The organism is Thermodesulfovibrio sp., from assembly GCF_049969575.1.
In the GTDB taxonomy this organism is placed as follows: Bacteria; Nitrospirota; Thermodesulfovibrionia; order Thermodesulfovibrionales; family Thermodesulfovibrionaceae; genus Thermodesulfovibrio; species Thermodesulfovibrio obliviosus.
The window spans coordinates 23,041-29,842 of the sequence record NZ_JBMFOO010000023.1; the positions used below are offsets into that span (position 1 = coordinate 23,041).

Here is a 6,802-nt window from a genome sequence, read left to right on the forward strand (position 1 = left end):
TTTTAAATAAAATTAAAATAATAATAAATCATGAAGGGAGACTGAAAAATGGATATTAAAGTTTTAAAAATTGCATTGGCAGGACTTCTTCATGATATTGGAAAATTTATGGAAAGAGCTGGAATAGATATCCCATCTGAATACATAGATGGCAATCAATCCCTGTATCAACCAAAAACTAATTGGCAATACACTCACAAACATGCCCTTTACACAGCTTACTTTATTGATGAAATGGTTAAATATTTTCCTCGAGAAATTACAGAATATGCCTCTTCAAGGGATTCTCTTATAAATCTTGCTGCAAAACATCACAAACCAGACTCTGACTCTCCTGAACAACTAATAATTCATGAAGCAGATTGCCTTAGCAGTGGAGTTGAAAGAAAAGAATTTGAAGAAGAAAAATGGATTGCAAAAAAAGCAAAGGAAATTCCATTATTCCCGATACTTGAAGATATATCAGTTGCTGAAAAATGGAAGGAAAATAAACCTGAAAACTTTATTTTTTCCTATCCTCTGAAAGAAATTTCTCCATTAAACATCTTTCCTGTAAAAAAGCAGGACTCTCAGCAACTGGCTTATGGTGAGCTTTATCAAAAATTTATTCAAGTCTTTAAAAGTCTTCCTCATAAAGAATGTCTTAAACTCTGGATGGAACATTTTGATTCATTACTTTTTGTTTTTACCACTTCAATCCCATCGGCAACACTAAAACACTCTGATGGTAGATTTGAGGAAATTATATCAGACATTTCTCTTTATGACCATGGCAGACTTACCTCTGCCTTTGCTGTTTCAATGTATCTTTATCATCTGTTAACAGATTCAATGGATAAAAATTCAATAGAAAAGACGGATGAAAAGAAGTTTCTTTTAATTGAAGGAAATTTTTACGGCATTCAGGATTTTATATTTTCAGAAGGTGGTTCTACAGCTAAATATGCAGCCAAAATGCTGAGAGGCAGATCCTTTTATGTTTCTTTACTCAGTGAGCTTGCTGCAGATTTTTTACTTGACAGACTCGGGTTACCTTTTACATCAGTTGTTACAAATGCAGCAGGAAAATTTAAAATTCTGGCTCCAAACACGAAAAAACATATTGATGCATTAAAATCAACAGAGTATGAAATAAATCATTGGCTTATGGAAAACTTTTATGGAGAGGTAAGTATTGGTTTTAGCTGGGTGGAAGCATCACCAGAGGATTTTATTTGCAGTAAAGACAGTCTTGAAAAACTTTTAAGGGCGATAGGCAGAGCTTCAGAGGAACGCAAATACAAGAAAATAGATCTTATCCAATACGGAGGAACAAAATATACAGAGAAATATCTTGATAAATTTTCAGATGCTGGGGTATGTCCTCTTTGCAATCGTAGAGCAGCAAATCATGAAAATGAAATAAAAGAAGAATACCTCTGTGATATTTGTTACGATCATGTAAAAATTGGCGAAAATCTTGTTAAAAAAGATATTGTTACAATAGCTACAGCTGATGCAGCGCTTCCTGAAAAACTTAAGGTGCCAATTTTTGATAAATATCAGGTAAGCTTTGTATCAGGTAAACTTTCAGAACTTTTAAGACAAAATAAAATAGTTCATTATTGGAATATTAACTCTCTCTGGAAAGACAGTAGCATCCTTGAAAATTTTGCTTCGATCAAACTGATAAATGGCTATGTTCCAAAATTTACACCGGAGTATGAAAAAGAGATTGAGAAACTTACTTATAAAGACTCAGAGCAAGATAACAAGGAAACAAGGGAAGCTATTCAGAAACAATCAATTCTTAGCTTTCATCATATTGCAAAACTCTCATTGCAGGAGACTCCCTCTGGATTTGCTGGAGTTGATGCTCTTGGCGTTTTCAAAGCAGACATTGATAATCTTGGAACAATATTTGCAAAAGGATTAAGACCAGAGAAAAGAACCTTTTCAAGATATGCCACACTTTCACGGCAACTTAATCTCTTTTTTACTCTTTATTTGCCTTATCTATGTAAAACAGAGTTTAAAAACATATACACAATTTTTGCAGGTGGAGATGATCTTTTTCTTATTGCTCCATGGAAGGAAATAATCAGATTTTCTATGAGAATTTCTGAAGATTTTTACAAATACTGCTGTGAAAACAGCGAAATTACGCTTTCAGCTGGAGTATATATTACAAAGCCTGAAACTTCTGTGATGACAATGGCTGAGATTTCAGAAAAGGCATTAGAGCAATCAAAATACAGCGGGAAAAACAGAATAACAATCTTTAATTGTCCAGTGGAGTGGAATAAATTAAAAGAATTTAACGAGATTATAAAAGAATTAGACAGCTGGCTTAGCAAGGAAATTATAACCAATTCATTCATATATAAATTGAATGAAATTAGAGAGCTTGCAGAGGAAGCAGAAAAAATACTGAAGGAGCAGTCAATTCACAAAAATCTGAATCCTTTAACCTGGAGAGCTAAACTCTATTACTTTGCTATAAGAAATATTGGAAAGGGAAAAAACAAAGAAGAAAGAATCAAAATTACAGAAGAAATTTTATCCAAACTTGCAAACTGGATAGAGACATACAAGGAATCCTTTAGGATTCCTTTATGGCATACAATTTATATAAGGAGGAAAGCATGAACAACAAAATCAAATTCTGGGAAGATGAAGCCAGAGAAATTGTAAATCCAGAGCTGTTTTCTGAAATAGCTGATAAATGGGCAAAAGACATAAAAGAAAGTGGTAAGAAAAAGAAAGATAAAAACAAGATTTCTCAATTAAGGAAATTTTATGATGAAGTTTTAACTTTTCATGGAAGAATAAAAAATGATGAAGAATTTCAGAAAATGCTTCCCTACATTAAAATTCTTAATGCAAAAGCCTACTATGCTGAAGGCAGAAATCTTATTACAGAAGAATTTAGAATGTTTCTTAAGGAATGTATAAATCAAATTCGGAGTAAAAAAGATTTTGATGTCTTTGTTAAGTTTTTTGAAGCTTTTATGGGTTTTTACAGGTATTATGACGAAAAAATGAAATAAAGGAGGCAACTGATGAAACTAAAAGAAATTAAAGCAATTAAAGGTAAAATAATCATCAAAACAGGATTGCACATAGGTTCAGGCAACATGGAAATGCAAATAGGTGGAACAGACAACCCTGTTATAAAACACCCCTTTACACAAGAGCCATATATTCCAGGTTCATCTCTAAAAGGAAAAATAAGAAGTCTTCTGGAGTATTACTATGGCGTTGTTCAAGAAGCAGCAAAATCAGAAGATTTTAAGAATTCAGGTGGGCTGGCAACTCCAAAGATGCTTAAAAATGCAGATGGTGAGATAAAAAATCACATCAAAAATATACTAAAAGTATTTGGTGCAGGTGCAGGAGAAACTGATGAGAACTTGATTATAGAAATTGGACCAACAAGAGTCTCATTTAGTGATTGTAGATTAAATGAAGATTTCAAAAAAAAAGCTGAACAAAATCATTGGAGCTATATTGAAGTAAAATCTGAAAACAGAATAAATCGTATCACAGGAACAGCAAAGGATCCAAGATTTATTGAAAGAGTTCCAGCAGGAACTGTATTTGACTTTGAAGTATATTTTAAAGTTCTGGATGATGAAGATGAAAAACTTTTTGAAGACTATTTATTAAAAGGACTTAAACTCCTTGAGCTTGACTCTCTTGGAGGCTCTGGAAGTCGTGGATATGGAAAAATTGAGTTTCAATTTTATGATGAAGCCTTAAAAAATAAATTCAACTCTTTAAAGCTCTGGGGGTAACTTTGAAAACCTATATTGTAAAGATAAAGCCTTTGACAGGTTTTGGAAGTCCTATAAAGGGAGATACTCTTTTTGGACACCTTTGCTGGCAAGCCTTTGAGGATTCTCAACTTTTTGGTAAATCTCTTCAGGAGCTTCTTAAAGACTATGAAGAAAATCCTTTTATTGTTGTTTCTTCAGCTTTTCCTGTAGTGAAGGAAAAAATTTATCTGAAACGTCCATCAATGCCATTGTATAAGCTATTTAAAATTTCAGAGAAAGAATTCATACAAAAGAGGAAGGAATTAAAAAGCAAAAATTACTTTGCCTTTGAAATTCCCCTTAAGCCCCTGAATGAGATTACATACGAGAAGATAAATTTTATTGAAGAAGACAGCCAAATAAGATGCACCATAAACAGATTAACAGGCACAACAGGTGAAGCTCCATTTACTCCTTACACAGTTGATAAAATTTATTTCAAGACAAAACTTGCCATATTTATAGGGCTGAGACAGGATATAGCAGTTGAATCATTTAAAGAAGCACTTAAAAGAGTAGGAAATTACGGGTATGGCAAAGATGCAACAGCTGGATATGGTAAATTTGAAGTAGAGGATATCAAAGAAATTCAACTTTTGGCAAGCTCCGGTAATTATAATGCTTTGTATACCCTTTCTCCTTCAGTACCAAAGAAAGAAGAAGTAAAAGATATTTATTTCACCCCTTTTATTAGATTTGGTCGTTTCGGAAGCATTTTTGCAAAATTAAAAAATCCATTTAAAAATCCTGTTGTATTTGCTGATGAAGCAGCAGTATTAATTCCAAATGGAGATATTAAAAAACCTTACATTGGAATGAGCATACAGAATCTTTCAAAAGCTATCCCTGAAGCAGTAACACAGGGATACTCCTTAGTTTTACCTGTGGAGGTGCAAGATGCTTTATGAGATAAAGCTTCATATTTTAAGTCCAGTTCACATTGGATGTAATGAGTGCTATACTCCTACAGAATTTGTCATAGATGTTGACAAAAGCATAATGATTCATTTTGATTTATGGCAATTTATAAAAACTCTTAATGATAAAGAATGGAAGGAATTTGAAAATATATCTGAAAAAGACACAGTTGCCTGTCTTGTGCAATTGTATAGATTTTATTCAAAAGTTAAGGAAAAAGTAAAAGGACGAATTATTTCCATTCCTAAAGAATTAGCTGAAAGATACAGAGAAGTAAAGCAACTGAACGATGAAAAAGAAATTTTAAAAAAATTCAATGAGTTTGAGATACCAAGAACTTTTTTCAATCCCTACACACAAACTCCCATAATTCCTGGAAGTTCTTTAAAAGGCTCTTTAAGAACTGGCTATCTTGATAAAACGCTTGCAGAGTCTCCAGATAAAGAGAATTTAATAAAAAATGCAGATCCCAGGAATCCTGAGCAACTGGAGGCGAAAATTCTTGAAGGTCAAATGTCAACAGATCCTTTTAGACTCTTAAAAATTTCAGATTTGGAACCTGAAGGACAAGTAAAAACAAAAGTGATATATCAAATAAATGTGAACAAATTGAAAGACAATATTCGTTCAACCCTTTCTATTCCTATAGAAGTCATTCCTGAGGGAAGTATATTTAAGGGCACTGTAAAATTAGACAGTCTGATAGAAAATTCTGATATAAAAAAGCCTTTTGACTTTAAATCTCTTCTTACCAAAGTTCATGCCCATTACGCCGAGATTTTTAATAGGGAAGTTGATTTGAGAAAAAATAAAGGTTTTAGACGGCCTCTTATAGAGCAATTTAAAAATGAATTAAAAATCAAATATTTTCTAATTCGCATCGGGAAACACTCAGGTGCAGAGGCTGTTACAATAGAAAGTGTAAGAAAGATAAAGATAAGAACAGCAAAAGGTTCAATATGGGATAAAACACCGACAACCATCTGGCTTGCCTCTCAGAACAAAAAACCAGCTAATCTTAGTCAAGCAATACCTTTTGGATGGGTTATGCTTGAGGTAGTAAATGCAGATACACTATAAAATTGTTGAGTTTACACTGAAAGCTGAGACAGAAATAAATTTGCCAGATTTTAAAGGCTCTGCTTTTAGAGGAGGTTTTGGAAATATTCTCAGACAAATTACATGCGTTCTTAAAAGACAGCAATGTATAGACTGCCCCATTAAAACAAAGTGTATTTATGCCTATGTTTTTGAAACTGTTTCTGATACTACAGCAAATTTTTTAAACATGCATAAATATGAAAAAGTGCCTCATCCCTTTGTCTTTGAACCACCCTTAGACAAGAAAAAATTATACCAGCCAGCAGAAGAATTTAAATTTAAAATAATCCTTATTGGAAAAGCAATAGAGTATTTACCATACTTTGTTGTTACAATTAAAGAACTTGGCAAGGTAGGCATTGGTAAAGCTAAGGGAAAATTTATCATTTCCAACATATCATCATCTAATTCAGAGACAATATCATTAAATTCCGTCAATTTAGAGCAAAATTTTACAAAATTGTCTTTAAATATTCTTACTCCTATCAGGATAAAATATAATCGTTCACTTGTCAATCAACTTGATTTTCATGTTCTTATTCGGTCAATTCTAAGAAGAATTTCATTATTGTATTATTTTCATTGTAAAAAAGAACCTTTACAGGTTGATGTAAACTCATTGATTGAAAAAGCAGAAAAAGTCAAAATATTAGATGACAACACACGTTGGTATGACTGGGAGCGTTACTCAAGCAGGCAGGACACCAGAATGAAACTTGGTGGAGTAGTTGGAGAAATTACCTATGAAGGAGACATCACGCCATTTATCCCATTTCTTAAAGCTTGTGAAATTCTCCATGTAGGTAAAGGAACGAGCTTTGGCTTAGGCAAATATGAAATAGTTAACCATCAAATAAAACTTTAATTTTATCATTCAATATCCTTTAGTCTGTTTAAAATTCACTTTCTCTGGATAACCACAAAATGCGACTTTGGCAATCTAACTTTAAATCGCTTTAAAATGTTGTCTTCAGTGCTCCTTTATA

Annotated in this window: 6 protein-coding genes; all 6 read left to right on the forward strand. The window is 32.7% G+C overall.

The features are described from left to right. The first annotated feature begins 48 nt into the window (after nucleotides 1-48). Genes cas10 through cas6 form a run of 6 tightly spaced genes read left to right on the forward strand, consistent with a single transcriptional unit; the run spans nucleotide 49 to nucleotide 6,681 of the window. Nucleotides 49-2,628 carry a type III-A CRISPR-associated protein Cas10/Csm1 gene (gene cas10 / locus ACP5O9_RS06550; protein WP_428723664.1) on the forward strand — a complete coding sequence of 860 codons (2,580 nt, stop codon included), beginning with the start codon at nucleotides 49-51 and terminating at the stop codon, nucleotides 2,626-2,628. After that, nucleotides 2,625-3,029, forward strand: a complete 405-nt coding sequence (csm2, locus tag ACP5O9_RS06555) for a type III-A CRISPR-associated protein Csm2 (protein ID WP_353685949.1) — start codon at nucleotides 2,625-2,627, stop codon at nucleotides 3,027-3,029. The genes cas10 and csm2 overlap by 4 nt, the downstream gene beginning before the upstream one ends. A 12-nt stretch (nucleotides 3,030-3,041) precedes the next feature. After that, a complete protein-coding gene (csm3, locus tag ACP5O9_RS06560) occupies nucleotides 3,042-3,776 on the forward strand; it encodes a type III-A CRISPR-associated RAMP protein Csm3 (RefSeq protein WP_428723665.1) in 735 nt (244 codons plus the stop codon). Nucleotides 3,777-3,778: 2 nt separating this feature from the next. After that, entirely contained in the window at nucleotides 3,779-4,705 is a 927-nt protein-coding gene (gene csm4 / locus ACP5O9_RS06565; RefSeq protein ID WP_424905312.1) for a type III-A CRISPR-associated RAMP protein Csm4, read from the forward strand. Next, entirely contained in the window at nucleotides 4,695-5,795 is a 1,101-nt protein-coding gene (gene csm5, locus ACP5O9_RS06570; RefSeq protein WP_353685946.1) for a type III-A CRISPR-associated RAMP protein Csm5, read from the forward strand. Before csm4 ends, csm5 begins: the two co-directional genes overlap by 11 nt. Next, a complete protein-coding gene (cas6, locus tag ACP5O9_RS06575; RefSeq protein ID WP_428723666.1) occupies nucleotides 5,779-6,681 on the forward strand; it encodes a CRISPR system precrRNA processing endoribonuclease RAMP protein Cas6 in 903 nt (300 codons plus the stop codon). The genes csm5 and cas6 overlap by 17 nt, the downstream gene beginning before the upstream one ends. The last annotated feature ends 121 nt before the right edge of the window (nucleotides 6,682-6,802 follow it).

Coding starts and splice junctions, on each gene's coding strand:
- cas10 (WP_428723664.1), top strand. CDS start 49: ATGGATATTAAAGTTTTAAAAATTGCATTGGCAGGACTTCTTCATGAT.
- csm2 (WP_353685949.1), top strand. CDS start 2,625: ATGAACAACAAAATCAAATTCTGGGAAGATGAAGCCAGAGAAATTGTA.
- csm3 (WP_428723665.1), top strand. CDS start 3,042: ATGAAACTAAAAGAAATTAAAGCAATTAAAGGTAAAATAATCATCAAA.
- csm5 (WP_353685946.1), top strand. CDS start 4,695: ATGCTTTATGAGATAAAGCTTCATATTTTAAGTCCAGTTCACATTGGA.
- cas6 (WP_428723666.1), top strand. CDS start 5,779: ATGCAGATACACTATAAAATTGTTGAGTTTACACTGAAAGCTGAGACA.